The 18,917-nt window shown below is 73.9% G+C and carries 21 protein-coding genes; 5 read left to right on the plus strand and 16 right to left on the minus strand.

What is annotated here, in order from left to right; all coding sequences use genetic code 11:
* Positions 1-7: 7 nt before the first annotated feature.
* The 10 genes from mutM to ACFVFS_RS30800 all read right to left on the minus strand — a co-directional run bounded on the left by mutM (position 8) and on the right by ACFVFS_RS30800 (position 9,895).
* The gene (gene mutM, locus ACFVFS_RS30755; RefSeq protein WP_380628098.1) at positions 8-886 is read right to left on the minus strand and encodes a bifunctional DNA-formamidopyrimidine glycosylase/DNA-(apurinic or apyrimidinic site) lyase; all 879 of its coding nucleotides are present in this window, start codon (positions 884-886) and stop codon (positions 8-10) included.
* Between the two features lie 57 nt (positions 887-943).
* Complete coding sequence (gene rnc / locus ACFVFS_RS30760) at positions 944-1,732, minus strand: ribonuclease III (RefSeq protein ID WP_376093712.1); 789 nt, start codon at positions 1,730-1,732, stop codon at positions 944-946.
* 20 nt (positions 1,733-1,752) lie between these two features.
* Entirely contained in the window at positions 1,753-1,926 is a 174-nt protein-coding gene (gene rpmF, locus ACFVFS_RS30765; RefSeq protein WP_097236113.1) for a 50S ribosomal protein L32, read from the minus strand.
* A 2-nt stretch (positions 1,927-1,928) separates the two neighbouring features.
* Entirely contained in the window at positions 1,929-2,573 is a 645-nt protein-coding gene (locus ACFVFS_RS30770) for a YceD family protein (RefSeq protein WP_380628099.1), read from the minus strand.
* A gap of 142 nt (positions 2,574-2,715) precedes the next feature.
* On the minus strand, positions 2,716-3,918 hold the full coding sequence (locus tag ACFVFS_RS30775; protein WP_380628101.1) for an ATP synthase F0 subunit B: 1,203 nt from the start codon (positions 3,916-3,918) through the stop codon (positions 2,716-2,718).
* A 198-nt stretch (positions 3,919-4,116) separates the two neighbouring features.
* Positions 4,117-4,608 carry a pantetheine-phosphate adenylyltransferase gene (gene coaD, locus ACFVFS_RS30780; protein WP_380628102.1) on the minus strand — a complete coding sequence of 164 codons (492 nt, stop codon included), beginning with the start codon at positions 4,606-4,608 and terminating at the stop codon, positions 4,117-4,119.
* Between the two features lie 50 nt (positions 4,609-4,658).
* Entirely contained in the window at positions 4,659-5,246 is a 588-nt protein-coding gene (gene rsmD / locus ACFVFS_RS30785; protein ID WP_380628103.1) for a 16S rRNA (guanine(966)-N(2))-methyltransferase RsmD, read from the minus strand.
* Positions 5,247-5,343: 97 nt separating this feature from the next.
* The gene (locus ACFVFS_RS30790) at positions 5,344-5,877 is read right to left on the minus strand and encodes a hypothetical protein (RefSeq protein ID WP_380628104.1); all 534 of its coding nucleotides are present in this window, start codon (positions 5,875-5,877) and stop codon (positions 5,344-5,346) included.
* Between the two features lie 105 nt (positions 5,878-5,982).
* Complete coding sequence (recG, locus tag ACFVFS_RS30795) at positions 5,983-8,223, minus strand: ATP-dependent DNA helicase RecG (RefSeq protein ID WP_380628105.1); 2,241 nt, start codon at positions 8,221-8,223, stop codon at positions 5,983-5,985.
* A 40-nt stretch (positions 8,224-8,263) separates the two neighbouring features.
* Positions 8,264-9,895, minus strand: coding sequence for a DAK2 domain-containing protein (locus tag ACFVFS_RS30800; protein ID WP_380628106.1), 1,632 nt, complete (start codon positions 9,893-9,895; stop codon positions 8,264-8,266).
* Positions 9,896-10,179: 284 nt separating this feature from the next.
* On the opposite strand from ACFVFS_RS30800, the gene rpmB reads away from it, so the two are divergent.
* Positions 10,180-10,365, plus strand: a complete 186-nt coding sequence (gene rpmB, locus ACFVFS_RS30805) for a 50S ribosomal protein L28 (protein ID WP_073813963.1) — start codon at positions 10,180-10,182, stop codon at positions 10,363-10,365.
* Positions 10,366-10,501: 136 nt separating this feature from the next.
* Here the strand turns inward: rpmB and thiD are convergent, their stop codons facing one another.
* From thiD to ACFVFS_RS30820, 3 genes are all read right to left on the minus strand, one after another.
* Positions 10,502-11,299 (minus strand): bifunctional hydroxymethylpyrimidine kinase/phosphomethylpyrimidine kinase, encoded by a 798-nt coding sequence (gene thiD, locus ACFVFS_RS30810; RefSeq protein WP_376093688.1) that lies wholly within the window; start codon positions 11,297-11,299, stop codon positions 10,502-10,504.
* A gap of 17 nt (positions 11,300-11,316) precedes the next feature.
* Complete coding sequence (locus ACFVFS_RS30815) at positions 11,317-12,342, minus strand: 6-phosphofructokinase (protein ID WP_380628107.1); 1,026 nt, start codon at positions 12,340-12,342, stop codon at positions 11,317-11,319.
* Positions 12,343-12,577: 235 nt separating this feature from the next.
* Entirely contained in the window at positions 12,578-13,543 is a 966-nt protein-coding gene (locus tag ACFVFS_RS30820; RefSeq protein ID WP_376093682.1) for a thiamine-phosphate kinase, read from the minus strand.
* A gap of 218 nt (positions 13,544-13,761) precedes the next feature.
* Between ACFVFS_RS30820 and ACFVFS_RS30825 the strand changes: the two genes are divergently transcribed.
* Both ACFVFS_RS30825 and ACFVFS_RS30830 read left to right on the plus strand, forming a co-directional pair.
* Complete coding sequence (locus ACFVFS_RS30825; RefSeq protein ID WP_376093679.1) at positions 13,762-13,995, plus strand: Lrp/AsnC family transcriptional regulator; 234 nt, start codon at positions 13,762-13,764, stop codon at positions 13,993-13,995.
* Positions 13,996-14,015: 20 nt separating this feature from the next.
* Positions 14,016-14,534, plus strand: a complete 519-nt coding sequence (locus ACFVFS_RS30830) for a DUF3515 domain-containing protein (RefSeq protein WP_380628108.1) — start codon at positions 14,016-14,018, stop codon at positions 14,532-14,534.
* Positions 14,535-14,596: 62 nt separating this feature from the next.
* On the opposite strand, the gene ACFVFS_RS30835 is transcribed toward ACFVFS_RS30830, so the two are convergent.
* The 3 genes from ACFVFS_RS30835 to ACFVFS_RS30845 all read right to left on the minus strand — a co-directional run bounded on the left by ACFVFS_RS30835 (position 14,597) and on the right by ACFVFS_RS30845 (position 17,626).
* Complete coding sequence (locus ACFVFS_RS30835) at positions 14,597-15,739, minus strand: D-alanine--D-alanine ligase family protein (protein ID WP_380628109.1); 1,143 nt, start codon at positions 15,737-15,739, stop codon at positions 14,597-14,599.
* Positions 15,740-15,800: 61 nt separating this feature from the next.
* Entirely contained in the window at positions 15,801-16,802 is a 1,002-nt protein-coding gene (locus tag ACFVFS_RS30840) for an NAD(P)H-dependent glycerol-3-phosphate dehydrogenase (protein WP_380628110.1), read from the minus strand.
* The gene (locus ACFVFS_RS30845) at positions 16,799-17,626 is read right to left on the minus strand and encodes a lysophospholipid acyltransferase family protein (RefSeq protein ID WP_380628111.1); all 828 of its coding nucleotides are present in this window, start codon (positions 17,624-17,626) and stop codon (positions 16,799-16,801) included. The genes ACFVFS_RS30840 and ACFVFS_RS30845 overlap by 4 nt, the downstream gene beginning before the upstream one ends.
* Before the next feature lie 214 nt (positions 17,627-17,840).
* Between ACFVFS_RS30845 and cofC the strand changes: the two genes are divergently transcribed.
* Together cofC and ACFVFS_RS30855 are read left to right on the plus strand one after the other, a co-directional pair.
* Positions 17,841-18,536, plus strand: coding sequence for a 2-phospho-L-lactate guanylyltransferase (gene cofC, locus ACFVFS_RS30850; protein WP_380628112.1), 696 nt, complete (start codon positions 17,841-17,843; stop codon positions 18,534-18,536).
* Between the two features lie 43 nt (positions 18,537-18,579).
* Positions 18,580-18,801, plus strand: coding sequence for a hypothetical protein (locus ACFVFS_RS30855; protein ID WP_371517044.1), 222 nt, complete (start codon positions 18,580-18,582; stop codon positions 18,799-18,801).
* The last annotated feature ends 116 nt before the right edge of the window (positions 18,802-18,917 follow it).

Here is an 18,917-nt window from a genome sequence, read left to right on the forward strand (position 1 = left end):
CGGGGGGTCAGCCTCCGCTGCGCACGCGCGGGACGCGCTGGCAGCGGGGGCAGAAGTAGCTGGACCGGTTCATCCAGGCGGCCCGGCGCAGCGCGGTGCCGCAGCGCCGGCAGGGCTCGTGCTCCCGGCCGTAGGCGTCCAGGTCGCGGGAGAAGTAGCCGCTCTCCCCGTTCACGTTGACGTACAGGCTGTCGAAGCTGGTGCCGCCGACGGCCAGCGCCGCCGTCATCACGTCCCGGGCACTGGCCAGCAGCAGCAGCGCCTGCGGACGGGTCAGCGTCGCGGTCGGCCGGTCGTAGTGCAGCCGCGAGCGCCAGAGCGCCTCGTCGGCGTAGATGTTGCCGACCCCGCTGATCAGCGTCTGGTCCAGCAGCGCGCGCTTGACCGTGGTGCGCCGGGCGCGCAGCGCCGCCGCGAAGGCGGCGTCGTCGAACCGGGGGTCGAGCGGGTCGCGGGCGATGTGCGCGATGGAGAGCGGGGTGCCCTCCGGGTCGCCGTCCTCGGCCTCCTCGACCGCCAGGCCGCCGAAGGTCCGCTGGTCGACGAAGCGCAGCTCGCGCCCGCCGTCGGTGAACCGCAGCCGCACCCGCAGGTGGGTCTCGTCCGGCACCGCCGGGTCCTGGACCAGCAGCTGGCCGCTCATCCCGAGGTGGCCGATCAGCGAGAATCCCTCGCCGGCCCCGGACAGCGGCACCCAGAGGTACTTGCCGCGGCGCTGCGCCGCGCCGAGGGTGGTGCCGGTGAGCCGGGCCGTGAAGTCCGCCGCGCCGGCCGGCTGGCGGCGCACCGCGCGCGGGTGCAGCACCTCGACGCCGGCGACGGTCCGCCCGGCGACCCAGTTCGCCAGACCGCGGCGGACGACCTCGACCTCGGGAAGTTCGGGCACGGGAACACGCCTCCAGCGGAACGGACTCGGCTCTGCAGGAGGAAGGCTACTGCGTGGTCAGGCGCCGCTCGGCAGGCGGTCGGCGTACTTCTCCTTGATCGCCCGCCAGGCGCTCTCCGCGGCCTTCTGCTCGGCTTCCTTCTTCGAGCGGCCGACGCCGCTGCCGAAGTCCTCGCCGGCCACCCGGGCCGCGGCGGTGAAGGTCTTCTCGTGGTCCGGACCGGACTCCTCGACCACGTACTCCGGCACTCCGATGCCCACCGAGGCGGTGAGCTCCTGGAGGCTGGTCTTCCAGTCCAGGCCGGCGCCCAGCTGAGAGGACTCCTCGATCAGCGGGTCGAACAGCCGGTGGACGAACTCGGTGGCGGCGTCCAGACCGCGGTCGAGGTAGACGGCCCCGATGACCGCCTCGACCGTGTCGGCGAGGATCGACGACTTGTCGCGGCCGCCGGTGCCCTCCTCGCCCTTGCCGAGCCGGATGAACGTGCCCAGCTCCAGGCCGCGGCCGACGTCGGCGAGCGCGCGCGAGTTGACCACCGCGGCGCGCAGCTTGGCGAGCGTGCCCTCCGGGACGTCCGGGTGGACGCGGTAGAGGGTGTCGGTCACCACCAGGCCCAGCACCGAGTCGCCGAGGAACTCCAGGCGCTCGTTGGTGGGCAGGCCGCCGTTCTCGTACGCGTACGAGCGGTGGGTCAGGGCACGTACCAGAAGGGCGCGCTCGAGCGTGTACCCGAGGCGCCCTTCCAGGACGTCGTATTCGGTCGAAGCCGGCCCGCCGGCCTTGCCACCGCCCGAAGGAGTCTTCGGAGCCGCGGTCGCCTTGCGGGAGGAGTTACCGTCCGACATCGATCCGTACACCCTGCCGATCAGACCGAGAGGACCTGGCGGCGGTTGTACGTGCCGCAGCTCGGGCACGCGATGTGCGAGAGCTTCGGCTCGTGGCAGCGGTCGCACGCCACGAGGGCCGGGGCAACGGCCTTCCAGTTGGACCGGCGGTGGCGCGTGTTGCTGCGCGACATCTTCCGCTTCGGAACAGCCACGGCTACTTCTCCTGGTTCTCGGCGAGACCCTCACGGGTGTCGCTGTACTTGATTCCGTCACCCTCGTCGCCGTGGGCGGCGGAGAGTCCCTGCAGAGCCGCCCACCGGGGGTCGGCGGCATCGTGGTGGTGCGCCGGGTCGTCACTCAGGCGCGCTCCGCACTCGGAGCACAGGCCCAGGCAGTCTTCCTGGCACACCGGCTGCAGCGGCAGTGCGAGCACCACCGCGTCACGCAGCACCGGCTGGAGGTCGAAGTAGTCGCCCTCCAGGCGGTAAGTCTCTTCCTCGGACTCCTCGTCGAGGTCCTCGGTCCCGGCGGTCCGGGCGCGGTGGCGCTCGTCGGACTCCGGGTAGTAGTACAGCTCCTGGAAGTCCACGTCGAGGTCGAACTCGACGGGCTCCAGGCACCGGACGCACTCGCCCTCGACCCGGGTCTCGGCGGTGCCGGTGACCAGCACGCCCTCGACCACGGACTCCAGGCGGAGGTCCAGCGTGAGCTCGCTCTTCTCCGGAACGCCGATCACGTCGATGATCCCCAGGCCCTCGGGGGCCTCCAGGGTCCGGGACACCTTCCGCAGCGCACCCGGACGACGGCCCAGCTCGTGCGTGTCGAACACGAGGGGGTCGCGGTGGTCGAGGCGGTTCAAGGTGTCCTGACTTCCTGAGGGGTACCGGTGCGCGGCGCTGCTCGTCGGGGGATTGCGCGGGCAGACCGACGGCCCGACACGGAGAGGCCGGAGTGGTCAGACTACCCGAGTCTCCCGCCAGGCCCAACTTCGCTCCCGGGGGCTACCGGCCGCCGAGCTCCCGCAGCCGGGTCATGTCGATCATGCTGGTGTCGAAGAAGCTGGTCTCGTCCAGCCCCGCCTGGGTCTGCTGCGGCACCGGCGCGGGCGGATCGGCGGGCTGCTGCGGGTAGCCGTAGCCGCCGCCGTACTGCTGCTGCTCCGGGTAGCCCTGCGGCTGGGGCGGGTAGCCGTAGCCGCCCTGCCGGCCGTCGCCGTACCCGGGCTGCTGCCCCTGCTGCGGGTAGCCTCCCCCGGTCTCGGGCCCGGGGTGTCCCCACTGGCCCCCGTACGGGTCCGCGGTCTGGCCGGCCGCCGGGTCGAAGCCGCCGCCGTAGACCTCGGCGTACTGGGCGCCGCCCTGCTGCGCGGCCGCGTACTGGTCCGCGCCGGGGGCCTGCCAGCCGGCGGCGGCCGGGGCCTGCTCCGGCCAGCTCTGCTGCTGCGGCACCTCCTCGCGGTACCAGGCCAGCTCGGCGCCGTCCGCGTCCGCGGCGAAGCCGGCCGCGACCGCCTCGGCGCGCTCCTTGGCCTGCTGCGCCTCGTCGGCGGCGGCCAGGTAGGCGCCGAGCTCGTCGATCGGCCGCTTGCCGGTCAGCTTGTCGCGGCCCTTGCCGACCGCCTCCAGGGTCGCGCTGAGCACGTTCTCCAGGGTGGCGAGCTTCACATCGACGTACTCGTCGACCTCGGGGCTGGGGCTGATCCGCTGCGGCTGGAACTCCTCGCCGTCGGTCTCGCCCTCGTACTCGGTCTCGAACACGCTCGCGTCGCCGCGCAGCTTGGTGCGGCCGCGGCCGACGGCGCCGAGCGTCTTGGTGAGCACGACCTCGAAGTTGGCGAGCTTGCTGTCGACGTAGTCGTCGGCCTCGGCGCGCTTGGTCTCGATCTCGGCCCGCGCCTCGGCGAGGATCCGGTCCGCCTCCGCCTGGGCGCGGCGGACCACCTCGGTGTCGGAGATCAGCGAACCGCGCTCGCTGTGCGCGCCCTGGATGATCCGGTCGGCCTCCGCCTGGGCGTCCGCGACCACCGACTCGTGGTCGGCCATCACCGACTGGGCCTGGGCCAGCTCGGCGGGCAGGGCCGCCCGGAGGTCCTGGAGCAGTGCGACCAGCTCGGCACGGTTCACCACGCAGGAGGCCGACATGGGCATCGAGCGGGCGTTCTCGACGGCCGCCACGATCTCGTCGACCTTGTTCTGCACGTCCACGGGCGTTCGTCTTTCCGTGTGCCGCCGAGGTCCGGCGGAGGCAGCGCCCCGGCGCGGTGGACGTCACCGCGGGGCAGGAATACAGACTGTACGGCCACTCCCGGGCGCGGTCACAACGCCTGCGGACGGCCGCCTTCGCACCCCTCGGACAAACCATGATGAACCGGCAGAAACGGACGACAGGTCACCCGGCCCGGGCTACTGCTGGGCGCGCCGCTCGGCGATGCGCTCGACCAGCCGGCGGTGCACCGTCTCCGGCAGCAGGTGCGAGACGTCGCCGCCGTACGAGGCGACCTCCTTGACCAGCGTCGAGGAGAGGAAGCTGTACGTCGGCGAGGTCGGCACGAAGAGCGTGTCGACGCCGCTCAGCCCGTGGTTCATCTGGGCCATCTGCAGCTCGTAGTCGAAGTCGCTGACCGCCCGCAGTCCCTTGATGATCGCCGGGATGTCCCGCTCGCGGCAGAAGTCCACCAGCAGGCCGAGGTGCGACTCGACCACCACGTTGCCGTACCGGGCGGTGCTCTCCTCGATCAGCTCGATCCGCTCCTCGACGCTGAACATGCCCTGCTTGTTGCGGTTGATCAGGACCGCGACGTGCAGCACGTCGTACAGCTTCGAGGCCCGCTCGATGATGTCGAGGTGACCGTTGGTGATCGGGTCGAAGGACCCGGGGCAGACGGCGCGGCGCATGGCGTGTGTGCTCCCTCGTGGGTGGCGGGAATCCTGCGGGCCCGGGCCCGCTAGGGGTGGTGGCGGGTCTCGGCGGCGGCGCGACCGTACCAGAGCGTGCCCTCGCCGTAGCGGCGGGAGCGCAGCACCTCGAAGCCCTCCGGCCAGCCGAACTCTCCGCCGCGGGTGCTGCGCTCCACGGTGACGAGTGCGTCCTCCGCGAGCCAGCCCCCGGCGAGGAGTGTGATCAGCATCTCGCGCACCTCGTCGTCGGTGACCACGTACGGCGGGTCGAGGAAGGCCAGGTCGTACGGGGCCTCCGGGGCGGGCCCGGCGATCACCTTCTCCGCCCGGGCGGCCTGCACCAGCGCGCCCGGCAGGCCGATCGTCCGCACGTTCTCCCGGATCACGCGGGCCGCCTGGGCGTCCGCCTCGACCAGCAGCACGTGCGCGGCCCCGCGCGAGAGCGCCTCCAGGCCGACCGCGCCCGATCCGCCGAACAGGTCCAGCATCCGGGCGCCGTGCAGCGGGGTGCCGCGCAGCGCCTCCAGGGTCGAGAACATCGCCTCGCGGGCCTTGTCGGAGGTCGGGCGGGTGCCCCGGCCGGGCGGTACGGCCAGCCGGCGGCCTCCGGCCGCCCCGGCGATCACGCGGGTCATGGTGGTGGGAGGTCCTTTCGTCGCTGCCCGACCACGCTATACGGCCGCGGCCCCCGCCGGTCCGCCCGGCGGGGGCCGCGCTCACGCACTCAGGTGATCAGCTCGCCTCGGAACCGGCCGGCTGGGGCGGGACGGCCGCGCCGAGCAGCGACGGCGAGGCGTAGCGGGACCAGGAGAGGCAGCCGTCGGGCGGGCAGTACTCGGGGCGGCGCGGGTCGTGGCCGAGCTCGCGCAGCTTGGTGCGGACGGAGTCGGGCGTGCGGCCGAAGCGGGCGGCGATCCGGGCGACGGTCTCGCCCTCGTGGAAGCGCCGGACCAGCTCCTCCTCGTGCTGCGGCACCCAGGGGGCGCCGTGGCCGGGGTAGAGCTCGCGCAGCACGTCGCGGTCGGGGATGGGCTCGGAGACGTCGGCGACGATCGCCAGGGCCCGGAGCGCGCGGTTGAGCGCGATCCGCAGCGAGGCGACGTCCTCGACCGGCAGCCGCAGCTTGCCGGAGGCGAGCGGGGCGGCCGCCGCCCCCTCGCGCCAGCCGGTGAGGGTGAGGGTGACCTCGCGGTCGTCGTCGCTGGCGAGTTCGATCCGGAAGACCTTGTCGCCCAGCGGGAGCTCGTTGAGATGACGGAATGCCATGGCTAAACCCCCAAGTGTCGTGCCAGGAACGCACCTTGGGGGTGCGCCCTGAACACCTTCATTCTCTCCCGGGGATCTGACAATCCGGGGTCCGCGCAGGGGCCGTCAGCCCTTCTCCATGTAGGCCGCGCGGTCCTCGTCGAGCAGGCTCTCCAGCGCGGTGCGCAGGTCCGGGTGGGCGGCGAGGTCCGGGTCCTCGGCGACCAGCCGGGTGGCCTCGGCCCGGGCGGTGACGATGACCTCCTCGTCCTCCAGCACCGAGAGCACCTTGAGCGAGGACTTCACCCCGGACTGCGCCTGGCCGAGGACATCGCCCTCACGGCGCTGTTCGAGGTCGATCCGGGACAGCTGGAAGCCGTCCAGGGTGCCCGCCACCGCGTCCAGCCGGGCGCGGGCGGCACTGGCCGCCGGCATGTCGGTGACCAGCAGGCAGAGCCCGGGGGCGGAGCCGCGGCCGACCCGGCCGCGCAGCTGGTGGAGCTGGGAGACGCCGAACCGGTCGGCGTCCATGATCACCATCGCGGTGGAGTTCGGCACGTTGACGCCGACCTCGATCACCGTGGTGGCGACCAGCACGTCCACCTCGCCGGCCGCGAACCGGCGCATCACCTCGTCCTTGGCCTCCGGGGCGAGGCGCCCGTGCAGGATCTCCACCCGCAGCCCGGCCAGCGGGCCGGCGGTCAGCTTCCCGGCGGTCTCCACGACCGACAGCGGGGGCCGCCGGTCGCCCTCGGCCGCCGCGCCCTCGTCGGGCGCGTCGTCGAGCAGCTCTTCGAGGTCCTCGGCGCGGCGCTTGCGCTTCGCGCCCTTGGCGCCCTTCTGCTCCTCCGGGTCCTCGTCCCCGATCCGCGGGCAGACCACGTACGCCTGGTGGCCCTTGGCCACCTCCTCGCGCACCCGCTCCCAGGCGCGGGTCAGGAAGTTGGGCTTCTCGACGGCCGGCACGACATGGGTGGAGATCGGCGAGCGGCCGGCCGGCAGCTGGTCCAGGACGGAGGTCTCCAGGTCCCCGAAGACGGTCATCGCGACCGTGCGCGGGATCGGGGTGGCCGTCATCACCAGCAGGTGCGGCGGCTGGTCGCCCTTGGCGCGCAGCGCGTCCCGCTGCTCGACGCCGAAGCGGTGCTGCTCGTCGACCACCACCAGGCCGAGGTCCTGGAACTGCACCTTGTCCTCGATCAGCGCGTGGGTGCCGATCGCGATGCCGGCGTCCCCGCAGGCCATGTCGAGCAGCGCCTGCCGCCGGGCCGGCACGCCCATCGAGCCGGTGAGCAGCACCACCCGCGTCCCCAGGTCGGCCCCGCCGAGCATGCCGCCCTCGGCGAGGTCGCCCATCATCTCCACGATCGACCGGTGGTGCTGCTGGGCGAGCACCTCGGTGGGTGCCAGCAGCACCGCCTGCCCGCCGGCGTCGACCACGGCCAGCATGGCGCGCAGCGCGACCATGGTCTTGCCGGAGCCGACCTCGCCCTGGAGCAACCGGTGCATCGGGTGGTCGCTCGCGAGGTCGGCGGCGATCTCGGCGGAGACCTTCCGCTGGCCGTCGGTGAGGGTGAACGGGAGCCGGGCGTCGAAGGCGTCCAGCAGCCCGCCCGGGCGGGCCTCGCGCGGCTTGGCGGACAGGGCGGAGTCGGCGGCCCGGCGCTGGGCGAGGGCGACCTGCAGGACGAACGCCTCGTCCCAGCGCAGCCGCTCCTGGGCGCGCTCGCGGTCGGCCTGGCCGCGCGGGCGGTGGATCAGTTCGAGCGCCTCGGGCAGCGGGATCAGCCCGTGGCGCTCGCGCAGTTCGGCGGGCAGCGGCTCGCCGACGTCGGACAGGTGCTTGGTGAGCGCCGTCTCCACGCAGAGCGAGAGCTTCCAGCTGGGCATCTGGGCGCTGGCCGGGTAGACCGGGATCAGCCGTCCGGCGAACTGGGCGGCGGCGCCGGCGCCGTCCGCGTCGTCGAGCAGCTGGTAGTCGGGGGAGGCCAGTTGGCGGGTGCGGTTGAACACCCCGACCTTGCCCGCGAACAGTCCCTGCGTCCCCGGCCGCAGCTCCTTCTGCCGCCAGCCCTGGTTGAAGAAGACCAGCGAGAGCCGGCTGCGGTCGTCGGTGACCACCACCTCCAGCCGGTCGCCCTTGCGGCCGCGGAACGGGATCAGGGTGACCTTCTCGATCCGGGCCAGCACGGTGACGTGCTCGTCGATCTCCAGCTCGTCCAGGCTGGTGAGCTGGCCGCGTTCGACGTAGCGGCGCGGATAGTGGTGCAGCAGGTCGCCGACCGTGCGCAGCTTGAGGCTGTCGGCGAGCACCTTGGCGGTCCGGTCGCCGACGAGCTTGGTCAGTGGTTCATCGAGAGCGCCCATCAAGGCCCTGTTTACACCACCGGGCCGACAGTCCGGGCGCTCACTCCACGCCGATCAGCAGCGGCGCCGACTCCTGGCCGCCGTGGAAGACCACCGCGTCCACCTCGGGCCGGCTGTGCCGGGCGTGTGCGACGAGGCCCTCGGCGAGGCCCTCGGGGGCGCCCTCGCCGAGGATCAGGGTGACCAGCTCGCCGCCCCCGCCGAGCATCCGGTCCAGCACGCTCGTGCCGACCTCGGCCAGGCCCGCGCCGATCACCGCGACGTCGCCGTCGATCAGGCCGAGCACGTCGCCGGCCTGGCAGACCCCGGCCATGGTCCAGGACTCGCCCTCGGCGACGGCGAGTTCGGCGTACCGGGTGGCGCCGGCCGCCGAGGTCATGGCGACCACGTCCTCGTCGAAGCGCCGCCCGGCCTCGTGCACCGCGAGCGCGGCCAGGCCCTGGACCGGCGAGCGGGTGGGGAGCACGGCGATCCGCACGCCCTCCTCGCGCAGCTGGTCGGCGGCGGCGCCGGCGGCGGCCCGCAGTTCGGGGTCGTTGAGCAGCAGCACCACCTCGCGGGCGGCGGCCCGGCGCACGGCGGCGGTGAGTTCGGCGCTGGCCGGCGGGCGGCCGGGCTCGGCGTGCAGGACGACCGCGCCGGCCTGCTCGCAGAGTTCCGCGAGGCCCTCGCCGGAGACCACCGAGAGCACCGCGCGGACCGGCCGCTCGGGCTCGCCCCGGTCGGCGGCGACGCCGGAGCGGGCGGCGGCCTCGGCGAAGTGGGTGATCCGGATCTGGTGCGGACGCCCGGCCTCGACCCCGGCCTCCACGGCGGCGCCCGCGTCGTCGACGTGGACGTGCACGTTCCACAGGCCGTCGCCGCCGCCGACCACCAGCGAGTCGCCGAGCGCGCCGAGCCGCGTCCGCAGCGCGGGCAGCGCCTCGTCGGGCGCGTCCAGCAGGTAGATCACCTCGAACGCCGGGTGGCCGGGACCGGGCGGCCGCACGTGCAGCTCGCAGCCCTCCGACAGCCGGATGTCGCCGCGCAGCGCGACCGGCCCCATCGGCTGGTGGCCGGCCACCGCGTCGGCGAGCGCCCCGAGGACGGCGACCAGGCCGCGGCCGCCGGCGTCCACCACCCCGTTCTCGGCCAGCACGGCGAGCTGCTCGGGGGTGTGCCGCAGCGCCTCACGGGCGGCCCGGTAGGCGGCCTCGGCGACCTGCCCGAGCCCGTCGCCGGCCCGGCCGGCCTCCCGGGCGGCGATCCGGGCGACGGTCAGCAGAGTGCCCTCGACCGGTTCGGCGACCGCCTGGTAGGCGGCGTCGGAGGCCCGTTGGAGGGCGGCCCGCAACTGGTCGGCGCCGCCACCCTCGGCGAGCTTCTCGGCGGTGCCGCGCAGCCACTGGGCGAGGATCACCCCGGAGTTGCCCCGGGCGCCGACCAGGGCGCCGCGGGCCATCGCCCGGGCGGTCTCGGCCAGGCCGGGCGCCGGCCCGGGGCCCGGGTCGGCGAACCGGCTCTCCACCTCGGCGGCGGCCGACTCGACGGTCAGGTACAGGTTGGTGCCGGTGTCGCCGTCCGGGACCGGGTAGACGTTGAGTGCGTCGATCTCCTCGCGGGCCTGGCCGAGCGCGCGCAGCGCCAGCTGGCACCAGCTGCGCACGGCCGGGGCGTCGAGCGTGTGCAGCACCAGGTCTCCTCCGGAGTGGGACGCCGTGATGGCCTGAGAGTGAACGGCGAGGGGTGGTACCGGCAGGTTATCGGGGGCCGGGAGGCGGCGGCGGACACGGCGGCCGGAGCGATCACCCGGCCGGTCATGGTAGTTTCGTTGAACGGAAGCAAGCGTTGTATGCTCTTCCGGTTGCCTGGAACAGGTTCAGGCTCACCCCTTGGTCCGGTTCGGTTCACGTGAGTGCTCCGCTGGTCTGGCGGGGTTGTCTCATGTAAATGATCTGAAGTCTTGGAGTGACTCCTGTGGCTGCCAACTGCGACGTCTGCGGCAAGGGGCCGGGCTTCGGCAACAGCATCTCCCACTCGCACCGCCGTACCCCCCGTCGCTGGAACCCCAACATCCAGACGGTGCGCGCTGTGGTTGGGCGGACGCCGAAGCGGCTCAACGTCTGCACCTCGTGCATCAAGGCCGGTAAGGTCTCGCGCTGACGCGCAGACCGGTATGCCGGTCCTCCAGTGAGTCGGTTCATCCTCGGGTGAACCGGCTTTCTGTTGTTCCGGCATGCGATCGACCTTTTGTGGGCGGGCCCTCGGGCCCGCCCACAGGCGTTTCGGGCGCCGTCCCTCAGCGCCAGCGCCAGGCGTGGTCGACCGGTCCGATGCCCGCGCCCAGCGCGAAGCCGCCGGCGATCGCGCCGGTGATGTACTCCTTCGCCGAGGCCACCGCCGCGGGCAGCTCCTCGCCCTTGGCCAGGCCGGCGGCGATCGCGCTGGCCAGCGTGCAGCCGGTGCCGTGGGTGTGCCGGTTGTCGTAGCGCGGCGCCCGGTACCAGTGCTCCTCGCCCGCCCCGCCGTACAGCAGGTCGGCCGCCTCGCCGGGCAGGTGCCCGCCCTTGACCAGCACCCAGCGCGGCCCGAGGTCGAGCAGCGCCTTGGCCGCGTCCACCATCTGCGCCTCGTCCTCGACCACCCGCCCGGTGAGCTGCGTCACCTCGTGCAGGTTGGGCGTGGCGAGGGTGGCGACCGGCAGCAGCCTCTCCCGGACGGTGGCGACGGCCTCGGCGGCGAGCAGCGCGTCGCCGTGCTTGGAGACGCCGACCGGGTCGACCACGACCGGCGCGTCGACGCCGGCCAGCAGCTCGGAGACCGTTTCGACCAGCTCGATCGAGGCGAGCATGCCGGTCTTCACGGCCTGGACGCCGATGTCGTCGGCCACGCTGCGGAACTGGGCGCGGACCGCCTCGGCGGGCAGCTCCCAGTAGCCCTGGACGCCGAGCGAGTTCTGCGCGGTGACGGCGGTGATCACGCTCATGCCGTGCACGCCGAGGGCGAGCATCGCCTTGAGGTCGGCCTGGATGCCGGCGCCGCCGCCGGAGTCCGAGCCGGCGACCGTGAGAACGCGGGGAGGTGCGGTGGAAGACATGCGCCCAACCTACGCGGTCACAGCACCGCCTCGGACTCCGCCCAGCGGTCCTCGGGGACGGTCTTGAGCCGGGTCACCGCGTCGGCGATCGGCACCAGCCGGATGTCGTTGCGGCGCAGCGCGGTGAAGTGGCCGAAGGCACCCTGGTGGACGGCCTCCACGGCGTGCCAGCCGAACCGGGTGGCGAGCACCCGGTCCCGGGCGGTGGGGGTGCCGCCGCGCTGGACGTGGCCGAGGATGACCGGGCGGGCCTCCTTGCCGAGCAGGTTCTCCAGCTCGTGGGCGAGCCGGTTGCCGATCCCGCCGAAGGTCCGGTGCCCGAAGCGGTCGACCTCGCCGTGGTCGAAGCGCATGGTGCCGGGCGTCGGGGAGGCCCCCTCGGCGACGGCGATGATGGCGAACTTCTTGCCGCGGGCGAAGCGGTCCTCGACCATCCGGGCCACCGCCTCGATGTCGAACGGCTTCTCCGGGATCAGGATGCCGTGCGCACCGCCCGCCATGCCGGCGGTGAGGGTGATCCAGCCGGTGTGCCGTCCCATCAACTCCACCACCATGACCCGCTGGTGGGACTCGGCGGTGGTCTTGAGCCGGTCGATCGCCTCGGTGGCGACGTGCACCGCGGTGTCGAAGCCGAAGGTGACGTCGGTGGCGTCGATGTCGTTGTCGATGGTCTTCGGGACGCCGACCACCGGCAGTCCGGCCTCGCTGAACATCCGGGCGGCGGTGAGGGTGCCCTCGCCGCCGATGGCGATCAGCGCGTCGATGCCGATGTCCCGGGCGAGGGTCTTGGCGTTGTCCACCGCCCACTGGATCCGGTCGCGCTGCACCCGGGCGGAGCCGAGGATGGTGCCGCCGAGGGTCAGCAGGCCGGTGACGTCGTCGTGCGAGACCGGGCGGGTGCGGCCCTCGATGAGGCCGAGGAAGCCGTCCTCGATGCCGAGGATCTCGTCGCCGTGCACATCGGTGCCCCGGTGCACCACGGAACGGATCACCGCGTTCAGGCCGGGGCAGTCGCCGCCGCTGGTCAGGACTCCGATTCGCATGGTGGTGGACTCTCCCGCTCGAAGTGGTTCAGACCACAGTGGTCCAGACCACCCGTGCGAATGACGGGCGGCCGGGCTGTGGGCCAAGCCTACGCACTCCCCCGCCCGGAGGTCCCGCCGCGCGCCGCACCGGGAGCGGCGCGCGTCCCCGCCGCGCGCCCTCCGGCCGCCCTCCCCCCGCTGCCGTCCGCCCGCGCCGGGCGGACGCCAACCGCCGCCCGGCGCGGGCCGGTTGTCACTCCGCGAAGTGGTCCCAGCCGCCGACCCGGTCCCAGGCCTCGCCGTCCACCGTCACCCGGCCGCCGCGGGCCGCCCGGGCCCGGCCGACGACCTCGCCCACCACCCGCCAGCGGGCGGGCAGTTGGACCCCGCGCGGAAAGGTCGCGGCGATCGCGTGGTCCTCGCCGCCGGACAGCACCCAGACCAGCGGGTCCACCCCGACCGCCTGGCCGATGTCCGCCATCTGCGCCGGAACGTCGAAGTCGGCCGCCCGCAGGTCGATGTCCACCCCGCTCGCCCCGGCCACGTGACCGAGGTCGGCGACCAGTCCGTCGCTCACGTCGATCATCGCGGTGGCGCCGAGCTCCGCCCCGGCCGGCCCCGCGTGGTACGGCGGCTCCGGGCGGCGGTGCGCCTCGACGAAGGCCCGCGGCGAGCGGAAGCCGCGCTGCAGCACCGTCAGGCCGGCCGCCGACCAGCCGAGCCAGCCGGTGACCGCGACCACGTCGCCCACCTGGGCACCGGCGCGCGTCACCGGCGCGCGCCCCTGAAGGTCCCCGAGCGCCGTGATGGCCAGCGTGATGGTGTCGCCGCGCACCACGTCACCGCCGACCACCGTCGCGCCGGCCACCTGGCACTCGTCCCGCAGCCCGTCCATCAGTTCGGTGGCCCAGGTGGTCGGCAGGTCCGCCGGCGCGACCAGGCCGAGCAGGAGCGCCGTCGGCACCGCGCCCATCGCGGCCACGTCGGCGAGGTTCTGCGCGGCCGCCTTGCGCCCCACGTCGTAGGCGGTGGACCAGTCCCGGCGGAAGTGCCGGTTCTCGATCAGCACGTCCGTGGTGGCCACCACCCGGCCGTCCGGGGCCTTCACCACGGCCGCGTCGTCACCCGGGCCGAGGTCGACCGCGTCGGTGAGCGGTACCCGGGCGGTCAGCTCCCTGATGAGTCCGAACTCGCCGAGCTCGCCCACGGTCCCCTGCATCTGCCGTCCTCTCGGTTGCGCCCGGCCGGGCGCGTACGTCCTGCGGCCATGCCGCCTCCGCGCGCAGCGTACGCCCTCCGACGGCGCAGAGGTCTCCCCTCCCCGGCCCGCCGGGAGGTAGCGTGGTGATCAGTCTGCCGTGAGCCCCGTTCTCCCACCCGACGCCCGAGCGGGCGGTCACGGCGGTGATCCCCGTACCCAGCCGCCGGGAGGTCCCCGTGGTACAGGCCTACATCCTGATTCAGACCGAGGTCGGCAAGGCCAGCGCCGTCGCCGAGTCCATTGCCAAGATCCCCGGAGTCATCCAGGCCGAGGACGTCACCGGCCCGTACGACGTGATCGTCCGGGCCGAGGCGGACACCGTGGACGCCCTGGGCCGCCTGGTGGTCGCGAAGGTCCAACAGGTCGAGGGCATCACCCGCACCCTCACCTGTCCCGTCGTGCACCTGTAAGGCGCGCATACCATCGGCGGGTGACCCGAGAATTCCGAGCCCCCCGCTTCCTCGCGGCACTGCCGGCCCCCGTCCGGTGGCTGGCGGTGCCGACCGCGCTCGCCTGCACCGTCGTGGTCCTGATCGGCAGCTGGAGCGAACCGGTCGAGGCCAAGGTCGAGACGCCCGAACCGCGCGGCAAGGCGGCCGAGTACTGCCGGGCGCTCGCCGCCGCCCTGCCCCAGCAGCTGCTGGGGCACGCCCGCAAGGACCCCTCCCCGGCCTCCCCGTACGTCGCCGCCTGGGACTCCTCGCCGCGCATCGTGCTGCGCTGCGGCGTGCCGCACCCCGAAGGACTGGTCGACGAGAAGCAGAAGGAGATCTCGCCGACGGTCAACGACGTCACCTGGTGGCCGGAGGAGCTCGGCGACGGCGGCTACCGGTTCACCGCCACCCAGCGCGCCACCTTCGTCGAGGTGACCGTCCCCGGCGGGGCCACCGGCAACCCGCTGGACGCCGCCGCCGCGCTCTCCGACGTGGTCAAGGCCGCCATCCCCTAAGGTCCGTCGCACGCGGAGGGCGGCCCCGGGGTTCCGGGGCCGCCCTCCGTCGGTTCGCGCGGTTACCGCAGGCCGGTCGAGCGGCGCAGCGCCGCCTGGAGCAGCCGGTCGATCAGCTCCGGGTAGGACAGCCCGGTGGCCTCCCACATCTTCGGGTAGGCCGAGATCGGGGTGAAGCCGGGCATGGTGTTGACCTCGTTGACCATCCAGCCGCCGTCGTCCAGCAGGAAGAAGTCGACCCGGGCCAGGCCCTCGCAGCCGAGCGCCTCGAACGCGGCGATCGCCTGCCGACGGATCTCGGCGGTCTCCTCGGCGGAGAGCTCGGCCGGGATCCGGACCTCGGAGGAGTCGATGTACTTGGCCTCGAAGTCGTAGAACTCGTAGCCCCCGCCGACCAGGATCTCGGCCGGGACACTGGCCCGCGGGCCGTCCTCGCCCTCCAGCACCGCGCACTCGATCTCGCGGCCGGAGACACCCGCCTCGATGATCAGCTTGGGGTCGTGCCGACGGGCCTCCTCGATCGCGGCGTCGAGGTCGGAGAGGTCCTTGACCTTGGTGATGCCCATGCTGGAACCGGCCCGGCAGGGCTTCACGAACAGCGGCAGCCCCAGGCCCGCGGCGCGCTCGCGGACGGCGGCGCGGCCCTCCTCGGTCTCCCACTCGCGCGGCCGGACCACGGTGTAGCGCCCGACGCCCAGGCCGTGCGAGGCCAGCAGGCGCTTGGTGAACTCCTTGTCCATGCCCACCGCGCTGGCCAGCACGCCGTTGCCGACGTACGGCACGCCGGAGAGCTCCAACAGGCCCTGCAGGGTGCCGTCCTCGCCCCACGGCCCGTGCAGCAGCGGGAAGACCACGTCCACCTCGCCGAGCGCCTTGGGCGCGGTGCCGGGCTCGCTCCAGACCACCTCGCGGCTGCCGGGGCCGACCGGCAGCGCGACCTGGCCCTCGGTGGACTCGGCGACGTGGTCGACGTCCGGCAGCCGGCCGTCGGTGATGGCCATCCGGGCCGGCTCGTCGCTGACCAGCGCCCAGCGGCCCTCGTGGGTGATGCCGATCGGCAGCACCTCGTACTTGTCGCGGTCGATCGCCTTCAGCACGCTGCCCGCGGTCGAGACCGAGATGGCGTGCTCGGAGCTGCGGCCGCCGAACACGACGGCGACCCGCGGCTTCGCGGACGGGTTCTGGGAGGTCTGTTCGATGCTCATATCGCGACGAAGGGTACCCCGAGGCCCCTCGCCGGGCGGCGACCGACCCGGACCGCCCCTCCTAACGCCGTTCCGGCTTGGCCGAGCGGGACATCAGCGCCTGGAGCGCCTCCTGGGTGGGCCGGCCGTTGTGGACGACGTCCACCACCGCCTCGACGATCGGCATGTCGACGCCGCTGCGCCGGGCCAGGTCGAGCACCGACTCGCAGGACTTGACGCCCTCGGCGGTCTGCCGGGTGGCCGCGATGGTCTCGGCCAGCGACATGCCCCGGCCCAGGTTGGTGCCGAAGGTGTGGTTGCGGGAGAGCGGCGAGGAGCAGGTGGCCACCAGGTCGCCCATGCCCGCCAGCCCGGCGAAGGTGTAGGGGTCGGCGCCGAGCGCCAGTCCCAGCCGGGTGGTCTCGGCGAGCCCGCGGGTGATCAGCGTCGCCTTGGTGTTGTCGCCCAGCCCCATGCCGTCGGCCATGCCGACCGCCAGGCCGATCACGTTCTTGACCGCCCCGCCGAGCTCGCAGCCGATCACGTCGGTGTTGGTGTACGGCCGGAAGTACGGCGTGTGGCAGGCCGCCTGGAGCCGCTTGGCGACCGCCTCGTCGGTGCAGGCGACCACACTGGCGGCCGGCTGCCGGTTGGCGATCTCCCGGGCCAGGTTCGGCCCGCTGACCACGGCGATCCGCTCCGGGCCGACCCCGGCGACCTCGGCGACGACCTCGCTCATCCGCTTGGCGGTGCCGAGTTCGATGCCCTTCATCAGGCTGACCAGGACGGTCTGCGGCTCCAGCAGCGGCGCCCAGGCCGCCAGGTTCTCGCGCAGCGTCTGCGAGGGCACCACCAGCACCGCGAAGTCCGCGCCGGCCAGTGCCTCGGCGGGGTCGGTGGTGGCCCGGACCGAGTCGGGCAGCCGGATGCCGGGCAGGTAGTCCGGGTTGGTGTGGGTGGCGTTGACGGCGTCCGCCAGCTCCTGGCGGCGGCCCCAGAGGGTCACCTCGCAGCCGGCGTCCGCCAGGATCATCGCGAACGCGGTGCCCCAGGAGCCGGTGCCGAACACGGCGCAGCGGGTCACTTGGCGCCCTCCCCGTTCTCGTCGGTGCCCCGGGCCCGGTCCGGTCGGCGGGCCGCCGCGGCGGCGGCCCGCTTCCGGGCGGCCTCGCGCATGTCGTACCGCTCGGCGGGCGGCTCCTCGCCGCGGATGTCGGCCAGCACGGCGGTGATCGCCGCCATGATGTCCTCGGTGGCGTCCCGGAGCACCTGGGAGGTCAGCTCCTGGTCCCGGTACCTGCTCAGGTCGACGGGCGGGCCGGCCGCCACGACCACCCGGTGCCGCGGGAAGAGGTTGAACCTGCTCTTCCCCGAACCGCCCCTGCCGTACGGCGGGATGATCTCGTGGGCGCCCCAGTGGGCGACCGGGATGACCGGCGCGCCGGTCATCAGCGCCACCCGGGCGACACCGCTCTTGCCGGTCATCGGCCACAGGTCCGGGTCCCGGGTGAGCGTGCCCTCCGGGTAGAACTGCACGCACTGTCCCCGGTCGACGGCGTCGATGGCCGCCCGGAACGCCTGCGCCGCGTCGGTCGACTCGCGGAACACCGGGATCTGGCCGGTCTTGCGGAGCATGAAGCCGATGAACGGGACGGAGAACAGCGAGGACTTGCCGAGGATCCGCGGCGGCCGCCCGCTGTTGTACTGCCAGTGCGCGTACACCACGGGGTCGATGATCGAGTTGTGGTTGACCGCGGCGATGAAGCCGCCCTCCTTCGGGAGGTGCTCCCAGCCCCGCCAGTCCGGCTTGACCAGGGCGGTCGTCACCGGCTTCACCAGCACGGCCGCGAAGCGGTACCAGAAGCCGTAGTCGGCGTTGCCGAAGCTGGCGTACGAGCGGCGGGCCACCCCAGGTCCTCCTCATCCGTGCGGCACGCTGGGGTGCCGCGGTCGATCGCGCTTTCCGCGACCTCTCGGGGCACGGGCGCGGAACAGTCTCGCCCGACGGCTCACCGGCTGTCGAGCAACCCCGCCCGCCCGTCGCACGGGCGTGATCAAACGCACGTCCGCACAGCTCGGACGGTCTGGCGAGGGCTCCGGGACCAGCGTCACAATGACGCCGATGACCCAGGACACCGTACGCCCCAGCGAGCCCGTCGCGCCCGCCGCACCCGCCGCCGGGTGGTCGCTGGTGCTGCCGCTCAAGCCACTGGCCCGGGCCAAGTCCCGGCTGGCCCCGTTCGCCGGCCCGCACCGCCCGGACCTCGCACTCTCCTTCGCCCTGGACACCGTCTCCGCCGCGCTGGCCGCGCCCGGGGTCGACCGGGTGCTGGTGGTCACCCGCGACGCCGCGGCCGGCGCGCGGGTGGCCGCGCTCGGCGCCGTGGTGGTCGACGACGAACCCGGCGACGGGCTCAACGAGGCACTGGCGCACGGCGCGGCGGCCGCGCTGGTCCTCGCGCCCCGCGCGCCGTTGGCCGCGCTCTCGGCGGACCTGCCGGCGCTGCGGCCGACCGAGCTCGGACGGGTGCTCGGCGCGGTGCCCGCGACCGGCCGGGCCTTCCTGCCGGACGCCCCGGGGCTGGGCACCACCCTGCTGGCCTGCACCCCGGGCAGCGCGCTCGCTCCCGCGTTCGGGGACGGCTCGCGCGCCCGGCACGCGGCCGGCGGCGCCCGCGAACTGCGGCTGCCCGACGTGCAGTCGGTCCGCCGGGACGTCGACACCGGGGAGGACCTGGCCGAGGCGCTGGCGCTCGGGGTCGGCCCGCACACCCGCACCCTGGCCGTCCGGCTCGGCTATCTGCCGCGGCCGCGCTGAGACGGCGCCCGGCGCTGTCGGCGGCCCTCGCTATGCTGCTGCCATGCAGGCCACCGCGTTCACCTTCGACCCCGCCACCCGGGCCGGCTCCGTGCTGCTCGACGACGGGACCCCGGTTCCGTTCGACGCGGCCGCCTTCGACGCCGGAGGCCTGCGGCTGCTGCGCCCGGGCCAGCGGGTGCGGATCCGCACCGAGGGCACCGGCGAGGCGCGCCGGGTGGTCTTCGTGACGCTGCAGACCTTCCCGGACCCGGCCGCGGGCTGACCCCGGGGAAATCCCGCGAAAAGCGAAGTGGCGCGGGGCGCCCCGCGACCGGATAAGCGGGGGGGGGGGGGCCCCGCGCCCGCAGGGGCGGGGGGGCGGGGGCGGGGGGGCGGAAT

The sequence above is a fragment of the Kitasatospora sp. NPDC057692 genome (assembly GCF_042799475.1).
Lineage (GTDB): Bacteria > Actinomycetota > Actinomycetes > Streptomycetales > Streptomycetaceae > Kitasatospora.